Origin of the sequence: Paenibacillus sp. FSL R7-0312, assembly GCF_038004445.1 — a bacterium.
GTDB lineage: Bacteria > Bacillota > Bacilli > Paenibacillales > Paenibacillaceae > Paenibacillus_AQ.
In genome coordinates, this window is sequence record NZ_JBBORE010000001.1 from 2,037,989 (window position 1) to 2,057,355 (window position 19,367).

At 51.3% G+C, this 19,367-nt stretch carries 18 protein-coding genes and 1 rRNA gene; 18 read left to right on the plus strand and 1 reads right to left on the minus strand.

Annotation, left to right across the window (positions count from 1 at the left end; translation table 11 throughout):
* Window positions 1–67: 67 nt before the first annotated feature.
* The 9 genes from rrf (at window position 68) to pssA (ending at window position 10,267) form a co-directional block, all read left to right on the plus strand.
* Window positions 68–184 (plus strand): 5S ribosomal RNA (gene rrf, locus MKX70_RS08775).
* 435 nt (window positions 185–619) lie between these two features.
* Complete coding sequence (locus tag MKX70_RS08780) at window positions 620–1,792, plus strand: GNAT family N-acetyltransferase (protein ID WP_042240025.1); 1,173 nt, start codon at window positions 620–622, stop codon at window positions 1,790–1,792.
* A gap of 364 nt (window positions 1,793–2,156) precedes the next feature.
* On the plus strand, window positions 2,157–2,618 hold the full coding sequence (locus tag MKX70_RS08785) for a CtsR family transcriptional regulator (protein WP_039298529.1): 462 nt from the start codon (window positions 2,157–2,159) through the stop codon (window positions 2,616–2,618).
* Between the two features lie 30 nt (window positions 2,619–2,648).
* Entirely contained in the window at window positions 2,649–3,173 is a 525-nt protein-coding gene (locus MKX70_RS08790; RefSeq protein ID WP_039298531.1) for a UvrB/UvrC motif-containing protein, read from the plus strand.
* A 29-nt stretch (window positions 3,174–3,202) separates the two neighbouring features.
* Window positions 3,203–4,267 carry a protein arginine kinase gene (locus tag MKX70_RS08795; protein WP_039298534.1) on the plus strand — a complete coding sequence of 355 codons (1,065 nt, stop codon included), beginning with the start codon at window positions 3,203–3,205 and terminating at the stop codon, window positions 4,265–4,267.
* Window positions 4,268–4,303: 36 nt separating this feature from the next.
* Window positions 4,304–6,781 (plus strand): ATP-dependent protease ATP-binding subunit ClpC, encoded by a 2,478-nt coding sequence (clpC, locus tag MKX70_RS08800; protein WP_042240021.1) that lies wholly within the window; start codon window positions 4,304–4,306, stop codon window positions 6,779–6,781.
* 222 nt (window positions 6,782–7,003) lie between these two features.
* Window positions 7,004–8,371: a DNA repair protein RadA gene (gene radA / locus MKX70_RS08805; RefSeq protein WP_340839924.1), complete on the plus strand. Its 1,368-nt coding sequence runs from the start codon at window positions 7,004–7,006 to the stop codon at window positions 8,369–8,371.
* Between the two features lie 13 nt (window positions 8,372–8,384).
* Complete coding sequence (gene disA / locus MKX70_RS08810; RefSeq protein ID WP_039298543.1) at window positions 8,385–9,461, plus strand: DNA integrity scanning diadenylate cyclase DisA; 1,077 nt, start codon at window positions 8,385–8,387, stop codon at window positions 9,459–9,461.
* 65 nt (window positions 9,462–9,526) lie between these two features.
* A complete protein-coding gene (pssA, locus tag MKX70_RS08815) occupies window positions 9,527–10,267 on the plus strand; it encodes a CDP-diacylglycerol--serine O-phosphatidyltransferase (protein ID WP_039298546.1) in 741 nt (246 codons plus the stop codon).
* Between the two features lie 123 nt (window positions 10,268–10,390).
* On the opposite strand, the gene MKX70_RS08820 is transcribed toward pssA, so the two are convergent.
* Window positions 10,391–10,786, minus strand: coding sequence for a hypothetical protein (locus MKX70_RS08820; protein WP_039298549.1), 396 nt, complete (start codon window positions 10,784–10,786; stop codon window positions 10,391–10,393).
* Between the two features lie 212 nt (window positions 10,787–10,998).
* Between MKX70_RS08820 and MKX70_RS08825 the strand changes: the two genes are divergently transcribed.
* The 9 genes from MKX70_RS08825 (at window position 10,999) to MKX70_RS08865 (ending at window position 19,335) form a co-directional block, all read left to right on the plus strand.
* Window positions 10,999–12,087 (plus strand): PIN/TRAM domain-containing protein, encoded by a 1,089-nt coding sequence (locus MKX70_RS08825; RefSeq protein WP_042240017.1) that lies wholly within the window; start codon window positions 10,999–11,001, stop codon window positions 12,085–12,087.
* A 94-nt stretch (window positions 12,088–12,181) separates the two neighbouring features.
* Window positions 12,182–12,880 (plus strand): 2-C-methyl-D-erythritol 4-phosphate cytidylyltransferase, encoded by a 699-nt coding sequence (gene ispD, locus MKX70_RS08830; protein ID WP_042240015.1) that lies wholly within the window; start codon window positions 12,182–12,184, stop codon window positions 12,878–12,880.
* The gene (ispF, locus tag MKX70_RS08835) at window positions 12,877–13,365 is read left to right on the plus strand and encodes a 2-C-methyl-D-erythritol 2,4-cyclodiphosphate synthase (RefSeq protein ID WP_042140144.1); all 489 of its coding nucleotides are present in this window, start codon (window positions 12,877–12,879) and stop codon (window positions 13,363–13,365) included. Before ispD ends, ispF begins: the two co-directional genes overlap by 4 nt.
* Before the next feature lie 55 nt (window positions 13,366–13,420).
* Window positions 13,421–14,884, plus strand: a complete 1,464-nt coding sequence (gltX, locus tag MKX70_RS08840) for a glutamate--tRNA ligase (RefSeq protein WP_042240012.1) — start codon at window positions 13,421–13,423, stop codon at window positions 14,882–14,884.
* Window positions 14,885–15,403: 519 nt separating this feature from the next.
* Window positions 15,404–16,096, plus strand: coding sequence for a serine O-acetyltransferase (gene cysE / locus MKX70_RS08845; protein WP_340781923.1), 693 nt, complete (start codon window positions 15,404–15,406; stop codon window positions 16,094–16,096).
* A gap of 52 nt (window positions 16,097–16,148) precedes the next feature.
* Window positions 16,149–17,555 carry a cysteine--tRNA ligase gene (gene cysS / locus MKX70_RS08850; RefSeq protein WP_042240007.1) on the plus strand — a complete coding sequence of 469 codons (1,407 nt, stop codon included), beginning with the start codon at window positions 16,149–16,151 and terminating at the stop codon, window positions 17,553–17,555.
* Window positions 17,552–17,989, plus strand: coding sequence for a Mini-ribonuclease 3 (locus MKX70_RS08855; protein WP_039298565.1), 438 nt, complete (start codon window positions 17,552–17,554; stop codon window positions 17,987–17,989). The genes cysS and MKX70_RS08855 overlap by 4 nt, the downstream gene beginning before the upstream one ends.
* A gap of 60 nt (window positions 17,990–18,049) precedes the next feature.
* Entirely contained in the window at window positions 18,050–18,811 is a 762-nt protein-coding gene (gene rlmB, locus MKX70_RS08860) for a 23S rRNA (guanosine(2251)-2'-O)-methyltransferase RlmB (RefSeq protein WP_042140140.1), read from the plus strand.
* A gap of 2 nt (window positions 18,812–18,813) precedes the next feature.
* The gene (locus MKX70_RS08865) at window positions 18,814–19,335 is read left to right on the plus strand and encodes an NYN domain-containing protein (RefSeq protein ID WP_042240004.1); all 522 of its coding nucleotides are present in this window, start codon (window positions 18,814–18,816) and stop codon (window positions 19,333–19,335) included.
* Window positions 19,336–19,367 lie beyond the last annotated feature (32 nt).

Sequence of the window (19,367 nt, forward strand, 5' to 3'; positions counted from 1 at the left end):
TGAAATTCATTCACACATCCGTGATGAACCGAATTTCAAGCGGCAGCGTCTGTTTCACAGACGCATGTTTGGTGGCGATAGCGGAGGGGTTCCACGCGTACCCATCCCGAACACGACCGTTAAGCCCTCCAGCGCCGATGGTACTTGGACCGAAGGGTCCTGGGAGAGTAGGACGCCGCCAAGCACATGAAGCCATTGTTGAGCAATCGACAATGGCTTTTTTGGTTTGTGCAGGGTTGTGGAAAAGCTGTGGATAAATTTCAGCAACTGCTGAAAACTTACGCACATGTGGATACAATTTCAGGAAGAAGTCTTTTCCCTGATAATGTGGACTGAAACGCATATTCAGGCGAATGAGTCAAGAAAAAACCTAAGTAATCCACTGTTTTTGTGGATAAAAAGTGAATTTTGTGGATAGATAAATATGAATCGTGGATAACTAATTTTTGCGGGGAAGAAACTCTTTCCGGTTTTTTGTTTTACTGTACCAAGCCTGTGGATAACTTTTGTTCACGGGCTATTTTTGTACCTCATTAGCTTCTGGGCAATTTGCTTGATATACTCAATCTGAGCAACTATTGGACTCTATCTCTATAAATTCATTAACGGGGTGAGCAGCATGGAAATAAGGCAATTGCATGCAGATGATTTTGAAGAAGGCTTAGGCTTGTCTGAATATGCTTTTCAGTACAAGGTGTCCGGAGAAGACAGGGAACGCGCCAGAGAGAAGTTCAAGCCCGAACAAATATGGGGAGTATTCGAAGGACCGAGTTTATGTGCCAAGCTGGTACTTCTTCCCCTGCAGGCATACATACAGGGCAAGCCCGTATCTATGGGCGGAATAGCCGGTGTAGCCACGTGGCCGGAGGACCGCAGGCAGGGATATGTGGCCAAGCTGCTGACCCATGCGCTGCAAACAATGAACGAGGCGGGTCAAACGCTGTCTTTTCTGCACCCGTTTTTAATCCCCTTTTACCGGAAATTCGGCTGGGAAGTCTATTGTGAATATAAGAAATACAACATACCTGTGGATAAATTTCCGCGGAAGGCTGAAATACGAGGCTCTGTGAAGCGCGGGGCGGCTGATATTAAAGTATTGCAACAGCTGTATGTCTCATTTGCAGCCCGGTACAACGGGACACTGCAGCGTACGGAGGAATGGTGGAAGGAAAAAGTACTCGATGAAGATACACATCAGTGTGTATTTTATTCGCAGCAGGGTGAACCGGAAGGGTATGTGCTGTATAAAATAGTGAACAAAGAACTGGTCATTGATGAATTTGTCTATCTGAATGAGAAGGCCCGCCAAGGGCTGTGGACTTTTCTGGCTAACCATGACTCGATGATCACCGGAGCTTCATTGAAGCTGGTGCCTTCTGATGATATCCTGCCGTATCTCCTTCCCGATCCGCGGATTACGCAGGAGAATTATCCATATTTCATGGCACGTATTGTTAAAGCTAAGGCTTTTGTGGAGAACATGACTTTAAACGTGCTAAGCGGCGTTCAGGAACGGCTGCTTTATATTGAAGATGAGCATGCCCCCTGGAATAACGGCCTGTGGCGTTGGACAGCAGCTGAACATGGGGAGGTATCATTTACTCAGATCCAGGGGGATAGATCAAACGCTGATCTTATATGCAATATTGGTACACTTACCGCGCTGTTGATGGGATATAGACGTCCAGCTGAAATGGCCCGATATGGACAGTTATCCGGTACACATGAAGCTGTAGATTGGCTGGAGGGGCTGATCCCGCAGGCGCAAACGGCTTTATTTGATTTTTTCTGACAAACCTGAAGGCTCTTCCGCTTACCGTAGAAGCAGGGGGAGCCTTATATACATAACTCCTTGCAATGGGATCCGTGAAGCTATTCGGAATACAATACGGTTAAAAAGTAAAAAATAAGAGCAACCACTTGGAATTCAGTGAGAATATGTTATAATATGAAAAAAGTCAAAGAAAGTCAAAGTCAACGCGAGCCTGGCAGCAGTGTTCTTAGGATTGTAACAGTTGGTGGTCGGGCTACGTACGAAGGCTATTGCAGCCGATTCGCACTTCAGTCCCCGGGTTAAATTCTTTAGAGCTATGTATGGACGGCGGACGTTGGCACAGCACAAGCTTAACCAAGGCTTACACACTGGAGGATGAGTGATGCGTAATATCTCCGATATTATTGAACAATATCTGAAGAATATTTTGCATGAAAGTCCCGAAGGTACGGTGGAAATTCAGCGCAATGATCTGGCGGACCAGTTCTCCTGTGTGCCGTCACAGATCAATTACGTCATCAGTACACGCTTTACTTTGGAAAAGGGATATGTAGTGGAGAGCAAACGCGGCGGTGGAGGGTATATCCGGATTCAGCGCTTCGAGCTGCCTCAGAATGTGGCACTGTATGCACACCTGAACTCCACAATAGGGAATGATATTGACCAGAATTCCGCCGAAGGACTGATTTATCAGCTGGAGGAGGCCCGTTTTCTCTCCAAGCGTGAAGCGTGTCTTATGCGGTCCGCTGTTTCCCGGGAATGCCTGACGGTTAATCTGCCGTACCGGGATGAGATTCGTGCCAAGCTAATGAAGGCCATGCTAATCTCTTTGTTAGGTAAATAATTGTCAAAATGTGAGGGAGGGACACCGCTTATGCTATGCCAGGAATGCGGGGTCAAACCGGCTACACTCCACTTCACGAAGATCGTGAACGGAGAGAAGACAGAATTTCATATTTGTGAAAGCTGTGCGCGGGAAAAGGGGGAGCTTATCCCCGGTACTGCCGGAGGATTCTCCATACACAGCTTGCTTTCCGGACTGCTTGATCTGGAGAGCGCAGGCAAGGGCAAGTCAGAGGCCGCACAGACTGTGCAGGGGCTGCAGTGTGAGAACTGCGGTATGACCTATTCACAGTTCAGCAAGCTGGGACGTTTCGGCTGCAGCTCCTGCTACAAATATTTTGACAGCACGCTAGACCCGCTCTTCAGACGGGTACACGGAAGTACGGCCCATGTGGGCAAGCTTCCCAAACGCGCCGGTGCACAGATCATGTGTAAACGCCAAATTGACGAGCTGAAGCAGGAATTACAGCAGAGCATTATGCAGGAGGAGTTTGAAACTGCAGCTGAGCTGAGGGACAGAATCCGCAAACTTGAAAAAGAAATGCCACAAGAGTAAAGTCTTTGATATATAGGAGGGGATTCCACATGTCAAGTCTCCGGTTTACCGAACAAGCACTCAGTGACTGGATGCGCTGCGGCGGGAGTCATTCCGAGATTGTTATCAGCAGCCGCATGCGTATTGCCCGTAATCTGGAGCACCTTCCTTTCCCGCTACTAGCGTCTGCGCAGCAGTCGGAAGAGGTGCTGGAGCAGCTTGCTCCTGTATTTCAGGGAGAAGCCTCTGCGGATTTCGGCAACTTTCAGCTGCTGAGGCTGGATGAGCTCGATGAGCTGGATAAAAAAGTACTGGTGGAGAAGCATCTGATCAGTCCTAATCTGGCTGATGATTCCAAAGGTGGAGCAGTCATTCTTAATGAGGACGAGTCAGTCAGCATTATGATCAACGAGGAGGATCATCTCCGCATTCAATGCCTGTTTCCGGGCCTGCAGGTCAGAGAGGCTTGGGTAAGGGCAACAGCCATCGACGATATCTTTGAGGCTGCTGTGAATTACGCCTTTGATGACCGCAGAGGGTACCTGACCAGTTGTCCCACCAATGTGGGGACAGGGCTTAGGGCTTCAGTAATGGTTCATCTGCCGGCGCTGGTCATGACCCATCAGATTAACCGGATTCTATCCGCAGTTAATCAGGTTGGTCTTACCGTTAGAGGAATTTATGGTGAAGGCAGCGAAGCAGTAGGAAATATCTTTCAGATCTCCAACCAGATTACGCTTGGTCAGACCGAGAATGAGATTATTGAGAATCTCCACAGCGTAGTCACCCAGATTATAGAGCATGAGCGGAACGCGCGGGAACGCCTGCTTGTGGATTCCGCCCTGCGGATTACCGACCGCATCAAACGTTCATACGGGATTCTAGCCTACGCGGCTGTGATGGAGCTTAAAGAGTCTGCACAGCGGCTCTCCGATCTGAGGCTTGGTGTAGATTTGGGGATACTGGAAGGGCCATCGATTTCAGTGCTTAATGAGCTGAATGTCAAGACTCAGCCGGGCTTTCTGCAAAAGCTGTTCGGCGACGAGCTTTCGTCTACCGAACGCGATATGTACCGGGCGAAGCTGCTCCGGGAGACACTGGGATCACAACATTAATTATAGATATATATTATCCGTGGAGGTGCAGGAGATATGATGTTTGGAAGATTTACGGAACGAGCACAAAAGGTGCTGGCGCTGGCGCAGGAAGAAGCCGTTCGTTTGGGACACAACAACATTGGGACAGAACATATTTTGCTCGGATTGATTCGTGAAGGTGACGGCATTGCCGCCAAGGCACTGATCGGACTCGGTCTGGGTCTGGAGAAGATTCAGGATGAAGTGGAAACGCTGATTGGCAGAGGTCAGGAACAACCGACCAACATCGCTTATACTCCTCGTGCCAAAAAAGTTATCGAGCTGTCTATGGACGAAGCCCGCAAGCTGGGACATACGTACGTGGGCACTGAGCATATTCTGCTCGGACTCATCCGTGAAGGAGAGGGCGTAGCTGCCCGTGTGCTGAACAATCTCGGGATCAGCCTGAATAAGGCCCGTCAGCAGGTGCTGCAGCTTCTGGGCAGCAGTGAAGCCACTTCAAGTCATAGCGGTGCTCCGGTAAATGTCAGCACACCAACGCTGGATGGTCTGGCCCGTGACTTGACTGCCTATGCCAAGGACGGCAACCTCGACCCGGTTATCGGCCGCAGCAAGGAAATTGAACGTGTCATTCAGGTGCTCAGCCGCCGTACCAAGAATAATCCGGTACTGATCGGTGAGCCAGGGGTTGGTAAGACAGCAATTGCTGAAGGCCTGGCCCAAAAGATCATCAACAATGAAATTCCCGAAACCTTGCGCGACAAACGCGTAATGACCCTGGATATGGGTTCTGTAGTTGCCGGTACGAAATACCGCGGTGAGTTCGAAGACCGCCTCAAAAAAATCATGGATGAGATTCGCCAGGCAGGCAATATCGTGCTCTTCATCGATGAGCTGCATACCCTGATCGGAGCCGGTGGTGCGGAAGGTGCAATTGATGCCTCCAACATCCTGAAGCCCGCTCTGGCCCGTGGTGAATTGCAGTGCATCGGTGCCACAACGCTTGACGAATACCGCAAATACATTGAGAAAGACGCTGCACTTGAACGCCGTTTCCAGCCGATTACGGTGGATCAGCCTTCTCCTGCAGAAGCTGTACAGATCTTATTCGGTCTTCGGGACCGTTATGAAGCCCATCACCGGGTGAAGATTACGGATGAAGCTATTGTGGAAGCTGTGAAGCTGTCCGACCGCTATATCCCTGACCGGTTCCTGCCGGACAAAGCGATTGACCTGATTGATGAAGCAGGCTCCAAGGTAAGACTTAACTCTTACACGATCCCGCCGAATCTGAAGGAACTCGAAATGCGTCTGGATGATATCCGCAAGGAGAAGGATTCCGCTGTACAAAGCCAGGAATTCGAGAAGGCTGCAGCGCTGCGCGATACCGAGCAGAAGATCCGTGAAGAGCTGGACACAACGAAGAACCAATGGAAAGAGAAACAGGGCCGTACGGACTCCCAGGTTACACCTGAGGATATCGCACAGGTGGTTGCCAGCTGGACCGGCATTCCGGTCAGCAAGCTGAAGGAAGAAGAGACAGACCGTTTGCTGAACATGGAGTCTTTGCTGCATGAACGTGTAATCGGGCAGGATGAAGCCGTTAAGGCTGTCAGCCGGGCACTCCGCCGGGCGCGTGCGGGTCTGAAGGATCCGAAACGTCCAATGGGCTCCTTCATCTTCCTCGGTCCAACCGGGGTCGGTAAAACAGAGCTGGCACGGGCACTTGCCGAAGCAATGTTCGGTGACGAGAATGCGGTAATCCGTATCGATATGTCGGAGTACATGGAGAAGCACTCTACATCCCGTCTGGTCGGGGCTCCCCCAGGCTATGTAGGATATGAAGAAGGCGGACAGCTGACTGAGAAGGTACGCCGCAAACCGTATTCCGTTGTCCTGCTGGATGAGATTGAGAAGGCTCACCCTGAAGTATTCAATATTCTGCTGCAGGTACTGGAAGACGGCCGTCTGACCGACTCCAAAGGCCGTGTAGTCGATTTCCGCAATACCTTAATTATCCTCACCTCTAACGTAGGCGCACAAGCGATCCGTAAGAATTCGACTCTGGGCTTCACGGCGGTACAGGATGCCGGTGCCGATTACGGCAATATGAAGGGCAAGGTAATGGAAGAGCTGAAGAAGAGCTTCCGCCCTGAGTTCCTGAACCGGATCGACGAGATCATTGTCTTCCACTCTCTGGATGAGAAGCATATCGCCGAGATCGTTACCCTGATGTCCGAGGAGCTGCGCAAGCGTCTGCGTGAGTATGATGTAGACTTCCTGCTTACCGACGGCGCCAAGGCGTTCCTGGCCAAAGAGGGCTATGACCCGGCCTTCGGTGCCCGCCCGCTCCGCCGGGCGATTCAGAAGCACATCGAAGACCGCCTTTCCGAAGAGCTGCTTAAGGGCAACATCAAGAAAGGTGATTCCCTCAACATTGATGAGGTGAACGGTGAGCTTGTGGTAACCAAAGTGGAAGTGCCGGCCGAGCTCTCCCTGGAGAAGGAAGAGAAGGAAGTCGAAACTGAATAATTTTCCAGCAATATGAAACAAAGCTCCCGCTCCTCCGTATAGAGGGGCGGGAGCTTTTATATGTCCGGAGTGATTAATTCTGCCCCGAATCAGGCAGGTTAAGGAGGACGCAAACGAAAAGTAGATCTTAAGTGACCTTTCGTTCAGTGTGCAGAAATGGTAAACTTTGATTAAGAGAAAATTATCCGCAATTTTAGCAAGTTCGGACCGTAAGGAGCGCACATGGCCAAACCAAAAACAAAATTTTTCTGCACCGAATGTGGTTACGAATCACCGAAATGGTTCGGGAAATGCCCGGGCTGCCAGGAATGGAACTCCATGGTGGAAGAAACGGAAAGCGTAGTCAAAACCCAAGGCATGAATGCACCTATTTTTCAGAGTAAAGAAAAGGCGCAATCGATCATAAATATAGAAAGTGACAAAGAGCCGCGTATCCTTACAGGCATCGGAGAGCTTAACCGTGTGCTTGGCGGCGGTATCGTTCCCGGCTCGCTAGTACTGGTCGGTGGTGACCCCGGAATCGGGAAGTCCACACTGCTGCTGCAGACATCGCACGCCCTTACAATACAGGGGCTCCGCGTTCTGTATATCTCCGGGGAAGAATCGGTGCGCCAGACTAAGCTTCGGGCTGACCGCCTCGGGGCGTTGTCGGCGGAACTGTACGTTCTCTGTGAGACGAACATGGAGAGCATTGAAGAAGCAATCGAGCAGATTAAGCCGCAGTTTCTGGTCATCGACTCGATCCAGACCGTATTTATGCCTGAAGTGACCAGTGCGCCAGGCAGTGTAACACAGGTGCGGGAATGTACGACAAGATTTATGCGGATTGCCAAGATCCGTGGAATTGCAACGGTACTTGTAGGACATGTAACGAAAGAAGGCGCAATTGCCGGTCCACGGATGCTGGAGCATATGGTGGACTGTGTGCTCTATTTCGAAGGAGAACGTCATCATACGTACCGGTTGCTACGGGCGGTGAAGAACCGCTTTGGCTCAACCAATGAAATCGGTATTTTCGAGATGGGTGAGGTTGGCCTTACCGAGGTGGAGAACCCTTCCGAGCTGTTCCTTTCTGAACGGCCGCTCGGAGTGGCTGGTTCCGCGGTTGTAGCCAGCATGGAAGGCACAAGACCGGTGCTTGTCGAATTACAGGCGCTGGTTGCAGCAACCCATTTCCCTTCGCCCCGCAGAATGTGCACAGGTATGGATCATCAGAGAATGGCGCTGATCATTGCTGTCCTGGAGAAACGGATGGGCATGTTCCTGCAGAATCAGGATGCTTACCTCAATGTTGCCGGAGGTGTTAAGCTGGATGAGCCGGCGGTGGATCTGGCAGTCGCCATCAGTATTGCTTCCAGCTTCCGGGATATTCCGACCAAGCCGTATGATGTGTTTTTTGGGGAGGTAGGACTTACCGGCGAGGTGAGAGGGGTGTCACGCGCAGAGATGCGGGTGAAGGAGGCCGCTAAGCTCGGCTTCCGGCGGGTAATTATGCCTGAGAAAAGCATGAAAGGCTGGAAGCATCCGCAGGATATCCAGATTATAGGCGTCAGCACCGTAGCAGATGCACTAGCGGTCGCGTTAGATTAGGGGGCACAGGGACATGAAAGAATACAATCCATTAGATAATATGAATGATCTGCTTAGAATGGCCGCACCCGGAACACCTTTCCGGGAGGGGCTGGAGAATGTGCTGCGCGCGAAGACCGGGGCACTTATTGTTGTCGGATACAGTCCGGAAGTGATGGAAGTTGTCGATGGCGGATTCTCCATTAACTGCGATTTTTCACCCAATTATTTATACGAGCTGGCCAAAATGGACGGAGCGATCATCCTGAGTGAGGATCTGAAGCGGATTCTGTATGCCAACACCCAGCTGATCCCCGATTCCTCCATTTCATCCATCGAGACCGGCATCCGTCACCGGACCGCTGAACGGGTGGCTAAACAGACCGGCAAACTGGTTGTTTCCATTTCCCAGCGGCGGAATATAATCACCCTGTATCAGGGCTCTATCCGCTATGCGCTGAAGGAGATAGGAGCGATTCTGGCCAAAGCCAATCAGGCGATTCAGACCCTAGAGAAGTACAAAGCCGTGCTGACACAGGGGTTGACTAACCTTTCTGCTGCCGAATATGAGGGGCTTGTGACGGTGGCTGAGGTAGTCGGCGTGATCCAGCGGGTAGAAATGGTATTGCGGATCAAAATGGAAATTAAGCGTTATATTAACGAACTCGGCAATGAAGGCCGGCTGATCAGCATGCAGATGGAAGAATTGGTCGGAAATACAGAGGAAGAAGCCTGGCTTCTGTACAGAGACTATGCAAGAGAGGAGCAGGAGGACAAAATCCGCGAAATTATCGCCGGGCTGAAGCGAAGCAGTGACGATGAACTGATGGATGACAACCATATTGCCCGCTTGCTGGGCTATTCCTCCACGGCTATTGCATCCGAGGAAGCTGTAACTCCGCGCGGTTACCGTCTGCTCAACAAAATTCCGCGGCTGCCGAATGTGATCATCCACAATCTGGTGGAACGCTTTGAAATGCTGCCTAATCTGATGACAGCGAGCATTGCTGAACTTGATGAAGTGGACGGCATTGGCGAGGTGCGGGCACGCAATATTCAGGACGGACTGAAGCGGCTCCAGAAACAAGTTCTTATTGACAGGCAAATGTAAATAACATACAATCACGTAATATTGGGAACCCATGAAGTTCAAAGTAGGAAAATTGAGGTGAAGAAATGATACAAAAATCTATTCCGAGTCTTTTTACCATCGGTAATCTGATGCTTGGAATGTTTGGTATCATGATGGCGTTTGACGGTAAGCTGAGCATGGCCGCTATCATGGTGATTATCGCTATGCTGCTCGACGGGCTCGATGGCCGTGTTGCGCGCGCGCTGAAGTGTGAGAGCGAGTTCGGCAAGGAACTGGATTCCTTATCCGATGTAGTATCTTTCGGCGTGGCACCAGCGCTCATTATGTATCTCACAAGCCTGCAGGATTTAAACTCTGCACTAGGATGGACCATTACAGCGATTTTCCCGGTGTTTGGAGCTTTGCGTCTGGCCCGGTTTAATGTCCGCCCGGGAATTCCGGGATATTTTGTAGGATTGCCGATTCCTGCTGCAGGTGGCGTTCTGGCCACGCTGGCACTTTTTCATAAAGATGTATCTGCACCGTTTATGATTGTCGCTACCCTGCTGTTGTCTTACCTGATGGTCAGCACAGTGAAGTACCCTAACTTCAAGAAGATCGGCTTTCCCAAAAAGGCAGTTATAGGTGCCCCTGTAGTAATTGTGATCGCCGTAGCGGTAGCTGTTGTTTTCCCTGAACAGATTGCCAAGCTGATCTTTGCTTTGCTTGCGTTATATGCCCTATACGGGTTCAGACAGAGCCTGGGCCTCTTGACAGCCCGCCGTCAACGCCGCCGCAGGAAGAGACATGCGGAGGATAAGGTGTATCACTCCAAGAACGGATAATTCTAACTACGTACGTATTACTTTTTTTTATCTATACAGAAAAGGCTGTGCCCTTCCTGACTCAGGGGAAGGCACAGCCTTTTCTGCATTGGTAACGGATGAAGGAGAGCGCGGGCAGCCCTGCTAGGACAAGTTAAATAATCCGAGTGTAGCGCATTTTTGCGATTCCTTAGACACAACCTCGTCCATATTAATATCGAGCAAATTGCAAAGTGCAGACATATAGAACAGCTCCCGGCCCAGTTCTGAGGCAATGACCTCCCGGCAGTTCTCACACAGTTCACCTTCTAGGTGGGTTCCGGCAAGCTCTTTGGCTTGTTCAAGTCCCAAAGCCGGTTCGAAGACCTGCTTGGTTGCGTGAAGCTGAATGCAGCCGCATTCAGTAATGGATTTGACGACAGCTCGGTTGACGGATGCACTGCTCTGTCCGTTCTTGGACATTACATCCAGAAGACTGCGGTGACGGAGCAGCAGTTCGGAAACTTGATCCTGGAAAGCCTGTAAACTTGGTGCGCTCATTTTCCATTCACCCCTGGGTTCGTAATTGAGTTCATTATATGCCAGGGCCTCCCCTGTTTTCAATAAGGAATAGAAGTTTACGGCTGGGCTTTGCAAACCAGAAAATTAATGGATTCAGAAAAAATAACGGTTCCCCGGATTATCGTCCTAAAAATTGGAACATACTGGTGAGGTATAGATGATTTTTGGATGAATAGAAGGAGGTGCTGGTTATGTGGAAAAAGATTATTTTGACGCTTGCCGGGTTATGTGGAGCCTGGTCCGGTTATTCGCTATATCATGCAGCAGAAAGAGGGTTCCCGGAAGGCATGGGAAAACTGGGTGATAGCTTGCCCGTGGAAGGAAGCATTTTGTTTGCGGTGCTGGGTGCCATTATTTTTTTGTTTGCGGGGACGTTATGCGCGGATTGGGCGGGTACAAAACTGCAGGAGGCGGTTCAGTATTGTTCGCGTATACCGATGAGCGAACTCGCTGCAGGCGCTGCAGGGCTTACAGGAGGTCTGCTGCTGTCACTGCTGCTGTATCCGGTCATGGCCTGGCTCGGCAAGGCCGGAGAGCTGCTGCAGGTGGCAGCAACCCTGGCTCTGGGTTATATGGGCCTGCGGATCGGGCTGGAGAAGAAGGAAGAGCTGGCTTCGCTATGGACTACCGGACGCTGGGGGCGTTCTGCTGAACCGGAGGGCCGGGGACCTGAGGAGCATAAGATTCTTGATACGAGCGTTATTATCGATGGCCGGATTGCTGATATCTGCAAAACGGGTTTCATTGAAGGAACCATCGTTATTCCCGAGTTTGTTCTTGAGGAGCTTCAGCATATTGCGGATTCGTCAGATCTGCTGAAGCGCAACCGCGGACGCAGAGGGCTGGATATCCTAAACAAGATTCAGAAAGAACTGGATGTCAAAGTGCTGATCTACGAAGGCGATTTCGAGGAGATTTCCGAAGTGGACAGCAAGCTGGTCAAGCTGGCTAAGGTGCTGCATGGCAAGGTTGTTACCAATGACTTCAACCTCAACAAGGTTTGCGAGCTCCAGGGCGTATCGGTGCTGAATATTAACGATCTGGCCAACGCGGTGAAGCCGGTGGTTCTGCCTGGTGAGGAAATTATTGTGCAGGTGATCAAAGACGGCAAAGAACATGGACAAGGCGTGGCTTATCTTGACGACGGCACCATGATTGTCGTGGAAGGCGGCCGTGATTATATCGGCACTACGATGGAGGTTCTGGTTACCAGTGTGCTGCAGACTTCCGCAGGCCGGATGATTTTTGCCAAACCGAAGCTGCTGGAAAAAGCGCAATAAGGGTTAATCAGCCCCTGGAGCGGTCTTATAGGCTTGGAAATGCCGTCCAAACACGTTATGATGGGGATATACGTGAAAGACAGGAGCCGAAAGAATGTCAAACAGTGTAGGCGCCGTTATAGTGGCGGCAGGCAGAGGGACACGAATGGGAACGGCAGAGAGCAAACAATATCTGCTGCTTCATGGCAAACCTATTATCGTGCATACCCTGGAGGTATTCCAGAAGCATGAACTCATCTCTGAAATCGTGCTTGTCACCGGTGAAGAGGATGTGCAGCGCTGCCGGCAATGGGTGCAGGCCTACAAGCTGGACAAAGTGTCTGTTGTTATTCCGGGAGGGGCTGAACGCCAGCACTCGGTACGCCGGGGACTGGGAGAACTTACGACCACCTGGGTAATGGTACATGATGGGGTCCGGCCTTTCGTACAGGGCAGTGAGATTGAAGCTTGTTATGAACGGGCCAGATCTGCCGGAGCCTCTGTGCTTGCAGTTCCGGTTAAGGATACGATCAAGCAGGTGGATGGTGAAGGCAACGTGCTGTCTACGCCGGACCGGCGAAGTCTGTGGGCGATTCAGACCCCGCAGACTTTTCGTTTGTCCGAACTGTTGTCAGCCTATGACGAGGCAGAGCGTGACGGCTTCCTCGGTACAGATGACTCCAGTCTGGCGGAACGCAGCGGAATTACCGTTTCTGTAGTAGAAGGAAGCTACAGGAATATTAAGATTACGACACCGGAAGACCTGGATTTCGCTGAATTCACAGAAAGAAGCAGGGGAGAGGAACAGAGATGATCGCTGTAGGACAAGGATTTGACGTGCATCAGCTGGTGGAAGGAAGGCCGTGTATTATTGGGGGAGTGACTATTCCCTATGAGAAGGGGTTACTGGGACACTCTGACGCGGATGTGCTCCTGCATGCAGTAAGCGATGCTATACTTGGGGCGCTTGGACTGGGGGATATCGGCAGACATTTCCCAGATACCGATCCTGCCTTCAAGGATGCAGACAGCCTGAAGCTGCTGGAGCATGTATGGGCGCTTGCCCGTGACCGGGGATACCGGCTGGGAAATATAGATTCGACCATCATTGCCCAGAAACCCAAAATGGCGCCTTATATTCCGCAAATGACCGAGGTTATTGCCCGTGCACTGGATGCGGACCTCTCAAAGGTCAATGTAAAAGCGACAACTACCGAGCAGCTCGGCTTCGCCGGACGCGGAGAAGGAATTGCCGCACAATCTATTGTCTGTCTGCTCCAAGATGTGATATCATCTTGAGATGGCTGAAGTAACAACAGCCTAATAATAACCAATATGAAGCGGAGGGAAACCCATGACGGATCAAGTCCGGGTGCGTTACGCACCGAGCCCTACGGGACATTTACATATCGGAAATGCCAGAACGGCGTTATTTAACTACCTGTTCGCCCGCAATCTGGGCGGCCAATTCATTATCCGGATCGAAGATACAGACCTTAAGCGTAATATCGCGGAAGGCGAAGAAAGCCAGTTGAAATATTTGAAATGGCTGGGAATGGATTGGGATGAGAGCGTAGATGTAGGCGGAGAATATGGCCCTTACCGCCAGACAGAACGTCTGGATCTGTACCGTGTCTACTGGCAGGATCTGCTGGACCGCGGCCTTGCTTACCGCTGCTATTGTACAGAAGAGGAGCTGGAAGCAGAGCGTGAAGAACAGACTGCACGTGGCGAAACCCCGCGTTATTCCGGCAGACACCGTAATCTGACGGAGGAGCAGCGCCTTGCCTATGAGGCGGAAGGACGCATTGCCAGCATCCGTTTCCTGGTTCCTGAGGACCGAACTTATACCTTCAATGATATCGTTAAAGGCAGCATTTCGTTCAACACCAAAGAAATGGGCGACTTCGTCATTGTGAAGAAGGATGGTATTCCAACCTATAACTTCGCTGTAGCTGTAGATGATCATTTGATGGCCATCTCCCATGTGCTGCGCGGGGAAGACCATATCTCGAACACGCCTCGTCAGCTCATGATTTATGAAGCCCTTGGCTGGGAAGCGCCGCTGTTCGGCCACATGACACTGATTGTCGGCGATGACCACAAGAAGCTGAGCAAACGGAATGAATCGATCATTCAGTTTATCGAGCAGTATGACCAGCTTGGCTATCTGCCGGAAGCGCTCTTCAACTTCATCACATTACTCGGCTGGTCGCCGGAGGGGGAGGAGGAGATCTTCAGCAAGGAACAGCTGATCTCTATCTTCACTGCCGACCGTCTGTCGAAGAGCCCGGCTGTATTCGATACGAACAAGCTGGCACATCTCAATAATCACTATATCAAGCATGCCGATCCTAAGCGGATCGCGGCACTTGCTATTCCCCATCTGCAGAAGGCGGGACGTCTGCCGGAGGTTCTGAGTGATGAGCAGCAGATCTGGGCAGAAAGCCTGGTTGCACTGTATCAGGAACAGATGAACTCCGCTTCGGATATTGTAGGACTCTCCGAGCTCTTCTTCCGCAGCCATCTGGAACTGGAGACGGAAGCGGCACAAGTACTTGCCGAAGCCCAGGTTCCTGAAGTGCTCTCCGCTTTTCTCGCTAAAGTGGAAGCTGCTGAGGATTTCGGCGCTGCTAATATGGCTGTGCTGATCAAAGAAGTCCAGAAAGAAACCGGACACAAAGGCAAAGCGCTGTTTATGCCGATCCGTGTCGCTCTGACTGGTCAGATGCATGGCCGTGATTTGAATGCGACCATCGCGCTGCTTGGCCGGGACCGGGTCATCGAACGTCTGAAATCGCAGATCAAAGGCGCATAAACCGGGGGATATGAGGGTAGAACCCCTTGTCAGCCCTGCGGCTTTTCGCTAAGATAGAAGAATATAATAACTAATAATAGCTGTGATCAGGAAAAGTACGCGTATACGGGCAATTGCCAGAGAGAATAACCGCTGAGGGAGATTTCCCTTGCAGGCTGGGAGTTATTCATTTGTCTGCCGCTGAACATGCACCTGTGAGCTGCACGGTTGAGCGTCCCTGTCTGTCAGGGGACAGTAGACTGTGCCGGGGACGTTGCCGTTACAGACGCCAAGAGGAACACCGCATGCAACTGCCGCGAAGTTAACGGCAGTCTGATTGTGCGAATGTTCAAGCAGAGTGGGACCGCGGTTAAACGTCTCTGCAGCATAATGCTGCAGGGGCGTTTTTTGTTGAACTATAAGGATACCGATTGAATGCTCACAGCATACAGATGAATAGAGCAAGTGGGCTGAAGACACTATCTTCCTTTGCGTACCTGTAAACAGGAGGTGGGGAAGTCAAAGAAGAGGGGAACCCTGATGTTTAAGCATATCAAGTCGGACATTCGGGCAGTATTCGACAACGATCCCGCTGCCCGCAGCAAGTTCGAGGTTGTCTTCACCTACGCCGGGCTTCATGCTATATGGGCACACCGGATTGCCCACTCTTTATATAAACGCCGCTGGTTTACACTGGCACGCATCGTATCGCAGATGAGCAGATTTATGACCGGAGTGGAAATTCATCCGGGTGCGGTTGTCGGCAGCCGGTTGTTCATCGACCATGGAATGGGTATAGTCATTGGTGAAACCTGTGAGATTGGTGACGATGTCATTATCTATCAGGGGGTCACACTTGGAGGGACAGGGAAAGAAAAGGGCAAACGTCATCCTAGCGTCGGCAACAATGTTGTCATTGGCTCCGGTGCCAAAGTACTGGGATCGTTTAGAATCGGCGATAATTGCAATATCGGTTCCAATTCAGTGGTTCTGCGTGAAGTGCCCAGCAACAGCACCGTTGTAGGAAATCCAGGACGCGTGGTTAAGCGCAACGGGGAACGCGTGTCCGATCGGCTGGATCATACCCAGATGCCGGATCCGCTGATTGATTCCCTGCGTTTTCTGCAAAAGGAAATCGAAGAGCTGCGCGAGCAGATGGGCACCGAAGACAAGCAGAAGAAGGAACAGCGGCGGCTGGAGAGCCAGCAGTATATCGGCGATTATGAAATATAACCATATGGAGATTTAAGAGAATCCAGGGGGAACAGAAAGGATTGGGAACAGAATGGCTGTACAGATTTATAACACAATGACACGGAGCAAGGAAGAATTCGTACCGCAGGAACCTGGCAAAGTGAAAATGTATGTATGCGGTCCAACCGTTTACGGCTATATGCATATCGGGAATGCTAGACCGGTTATCGTTTTTGACATGGTCCGCAACTACCTGGAAGCCCTCGGCAATGAAGTCCGCTATCTGACGAACTTTACCGATGTGGATGATAAAATGATCCGCAAAGCGGAAGAGATGAACATTACTGTAGCTGAGGTCGCGGAAATGTTCATCTCCGCCTATCAGGAAGACCTGGCCGGACTTGGTGTAAAGCCGGCAACAATGAATCCGCGCGTAACAGAGAGCATGGACAAGATCATTGAGTTCATTAAGGAGCTTGAAGAGAAAGGATTTGCTTACGAGAACGGCGGAGATGTGTACTACCGGACCGGCAAGTTTGCCAATTATGGCAAGCTGTCAGGCCAGAATCTGGAGGAACTGCGCTTTGGTATCCGTGTTGAGGTGGATTCGCGCAAGGAGAACCAGGAGGATTTTGTGCTCTGGAAGGCAGCCAAGCCGGGTGAGGTACACTGGTCCAGTCCATGGGGAGAGGGGCGTCCGGGCTGGCATATCGAGTGCTCGGCAATGGTCCGCGAATATTTGGGCACAACGATCGACATCCATGGCGGCGGAGAGGATTTGAAGTTCCCGCACCATGAGTGCGAATGCGCGCAAACAGAAGTGCTGACGGGTGAGCCGCTGTCGAAGTATTGGATGCACAACGCATTTTTGAACATTGGTGAGGAGAAAATGTCGAAATCACTTGGAAATGGTCTGCTTGTGAAGGATATTCGTGCACGTTTCAAAGCGGGGACTATCCGTTATTTCATGCTTTCAAGCCATTACCGCAATCAGCTGAACTTCTCGGAGGAAGCACTGCTCTCTGCTGAGAAAAGCGTGGAGCGCATCACTACGGCAGCAGGTAATGTGAAGCATCGGCTTGAACTGGATACGGACGGGGCAGAGGGAGCGGCAAGCTCACAGATCGTTGAACGCCTGGCAGCTATTGTTGGCAATTTCCACGCCAGAATGCAGGATGATTTCAATACGCCGGATGCGATTACCGCTCTGTTTGACTGGGTAAGCCTGGCTAATTTGACGCTTGCTGATAATGACGCGCATTCCGCAGACTTTGCAGCACTGCTGAAGGCTTTTGCCGAGATGAATTCGGTACTGCGCCTTACTCAGGAGGCTGAAGAAGAGGTCGCCAGTGAAGAGGTTGAGCGCCTCATTGCTGAACGCACAGAAGCGCGCAAGAATAAGAACTGGAGCCGGTCCGATGAAATCCGCGATGAGCTGAATACTCTGGGCATTCTGCTGGAAGACACTCCACAGGGAATGCGGTGGCGGCGTAAATGAGCGGGCAGTTTGATCTGAACAGCGCATGGTTTCCGTACGAACCGTCCAAGCCGGCCCGTTTGCTCTCGCCGATTGTTCTGGCGTATGCAGGAGATGCCATTTATGAAGTGGCTGTGCGGCAGTATCTGATTTCGCTGCCCAATCTGCGTCCGAATCATCTGCACCGCTCGGCAACGGGACTGGTCTCGGCCAAAGCCCAGAGCACGATTCTTGCCTACCTTGAGCCGGTGCTCACGGAGGAAGAGAAGGACGTGGTAAGACGAGGGCGCAATGCCAAGTCCGGCACGATTCCCAAAAACGCAGATGTGCTGGAATACCGCCACGCGACTGCTTTTGAATGCCTGATCGGGCATTTATATTATACAGGACAGCAGGCGAGAATCCAGGAGCTTGTTCACAGCAGCATCGAATACATGTTGAATCGGACCAAATGAGTTTAAACAGGCAGCGGAGTTTATAGTTATATATGGGTACTTAGAACAGGAGACATGAACATGGAAGAATTGAGAACGGAAGAGGAAATACTGGCGGGCAAGCATTCAGTCCTTGAAGCGCTTCGTGCCGGCCGGACACTGAATAAAATATGGATCGCCGAAACTGCACAAAAGCACTTAACGGCACCTATCGTCGCTGAAGCCCGCAAAGCAGGAATTGTAATTCAGCATGTAGATAAGCGGAAGCTGGATCAGCTCGCACCGGGAGTTCAGCATCAAGGGGTGGTAGCACAGGCGGCACCGTTTGCCTACACCGAGGTTGCTGATATTCTTGCGGCGGCTGAAGCCAAAGGGGAACCGCCTTTTCTTCTTTTGCTGGATGAAATTGAAGACCCTCATAACCTGGGATCTATCTTGCGCACTGCCGACTGCACTGGTGTGCATGGTGTCATTGTACCGAAACGGCGTTCTGCGCAGATTACAGCAACAGTATCCAAAACCTCTGCCGGTGCAGTGGAATATGTGCCTGTTGCACGCGTAACCAATCTGGGCCAGACGATAGACCGCCTTAAGGAACTTGGGGTGTGGGTGGTTGGAACCGATGTGGATACGGATCAGAATCTCTTCGGATCTGATATTTTTACCGGACCGGTAGCGGTGGTTATCGGCAATGAGAATAAAGGAATGGGCCGCCTGATCCGTGAGAAATGTGACGTGCTCCTGAAGCTGCCGATGGCGGGAAGAATCAACTCTCTTAATGCTTCCGTAGCAGCCGGTGTAATTATGTACGAGGTGCTCCGCCGCCGGCAAGAACAGGGATAACTATGGCAGACTGGCGCGATATACTGCTCGTGGACGGATACAACATGATCGGCGGCTGGCCGGAGCTTGCGGCGCTGTCGCAGACCGGCATGCAGGGGGCCCGCGACCGGCTGCTCGATATGCTGGCCGATTATCAGGCATTCTCCGGGCTGCGCGTCATAGCCGTATTCGATGCATACCGTGTGCCGGGACTTGGACGGTCGTTTGTACAGGGGAAAGTCCAGGTATTCTTCACTAAGGAAAAGGAAACGGCAGATGAGTGCATTGAGCGGCTGGTGGGAGAATTCACTCACCGCCGCAGACAGATTTCTGTGGCGACCAGCGATTTTGTGGAGCAGCATGTTGTTTTTGCGCAAGGGGCGCTCCGGATCTCGGCAAGAGAACTGAGACTGGAGATTGAAGAGAATCAGAAACAGGTTAAAAAGGCTATTGAACCGGGAAGTGTAAGCAGCACCCGTCACTCCCTGGAAGACAAGCTGCCTCCGGAAACGCGGAAACGTCTCGAAGACTGGCGCAGACAGTGATTAAGAAATGCCATAATATGTTATAGAAGATT

What these genes read in the sequence shown, in the direction of transcription:
- MKX70_RS08780 (WP_042240025.1), top strand. Translation starts at nt 620, where the DNA reads ATGGAAATAAGGCAATTGCATGCAGATGATTTTGAAGAAGGCTTAGGC.
- MKX70_RS08795 (WP_039298534.1), top strand. Translation starts at nt 3,203, where the DNA reads ATGTCAAGTCTCCGGTTTACCGAACAAGCACTCAGTGACTGGATGCGC.
- MKX70_RS08825 (WP_042240017.1), top strand. Translation starts at nt 10,999, where the DNA reads ATGTGGAAAAAGATTATTTTGACGCTTGCCGGGTTATGTGGAGCCTGG.
- MKX70_RS08855 (WP_039298565.1), top strand. Translation starts at nt 17,552, where the DNA reads ATGAGCGGGCAGTTTGATCTGAACAGCGCATGGTTTCCGTACGAACCG.
- ispD (WP_042240015.1), top strand. Translation starts at nt 12,182, where the DNA reads ATGTCAAACAGTGTAGGCGCCGTTATAGTGGCGGCAGGCAGAGGGACA.
- clpC (WP_042240021.1), top strand. Translation starts at nt 4,304, where the DNA reads ATGATGTTTGGAAGATTTACGGAACGAGCACAAAAGGTGCTGGCGCTG.
- rlmB (WP_042140140.1), top strand. Translation starts at nt 18,050, where the DNA reads ATGGAAGAATTGAGAACGGAAGAGGAAATACTGGCGGGCAAGCATTCA.
- MKX70_RS08820 (WP_039298549.1), bottom strand. Translation starts at nt 10,786, where the DNA reads ATGAGCGCACCAAGTTTACAGGCTTTCCAGGATCAAGTTTCCGAACTG.
- cysS (WP_042240007.1), top strand. Translation starts at nt 16,149, where the DNA reads ATGGCTGTACAGATTTATAACACAATGACACGGAGCAAGGAAGAATTC.
- MKX70_RS08865 (WP_042240004.1), top strand. Translation starts at nt 18,814, where the DNA reads ATGGCAGACTGGCGCGATATACTGCTCGTGGACGGATACAACATGATC.
- MKX70_RS08785 (WP_039298529.1), top strand. Translation starts at nt 2,157, where the DNA reads ATGCGTAATATCTCCGATATTATTGAACAATATCTGAAGAATATTTTG.
- ispF (WP_042140144.1), top strand. Translation starts at nt 12,877, where the DNA reads ATGATCGCTGTAGGACAAGGATTTGACGTGCATCAGCTGGTGGAAGGA.
- cysE (WP_340781923.1), top strand. Translation starts at nt 15,404, where the DNA reads ATGTTTAAGCATATCAAGTCGGACATTCGGGCAGTATTCGACAACGAT.
- pssA (WP_039298546.1), top strand. Translation starts at nt 9,527, where the DNA reads ATGATACAAAAATCTATTCCGAGTCTTTTTACCATCGGTAATCTGATG.
- disA (WP_039298543.1), top strand. Translation starts at nt 8,385, where the DNA reads ATGAAAGAATACAATCCATTAGATAATATGAATGATCTGCTTAGAATG.
- radA (WP_340839924.1), top strand. Translation starts at nt 7,004, where the DNA reads ATGGCCAAACCAAAAACAAAATTTTTCTGCACCGAATGTGGTTACGAA.
- MKX70_RS08790 (WP_039298531.1), top strand. Translation starts at nt 2,649, where the DNA reads ATGCTATGCCAGGAATGCGGGGTCAAACCGGCTACACTCCACTTCACG.
- gltX (WP_042240012.1), top strand. Translation starts at nt 13,421, where the DNA reads ATGACGGATCAAGTCCGGGTGCGTTACGCACCGAGCCCTACGGGACAT.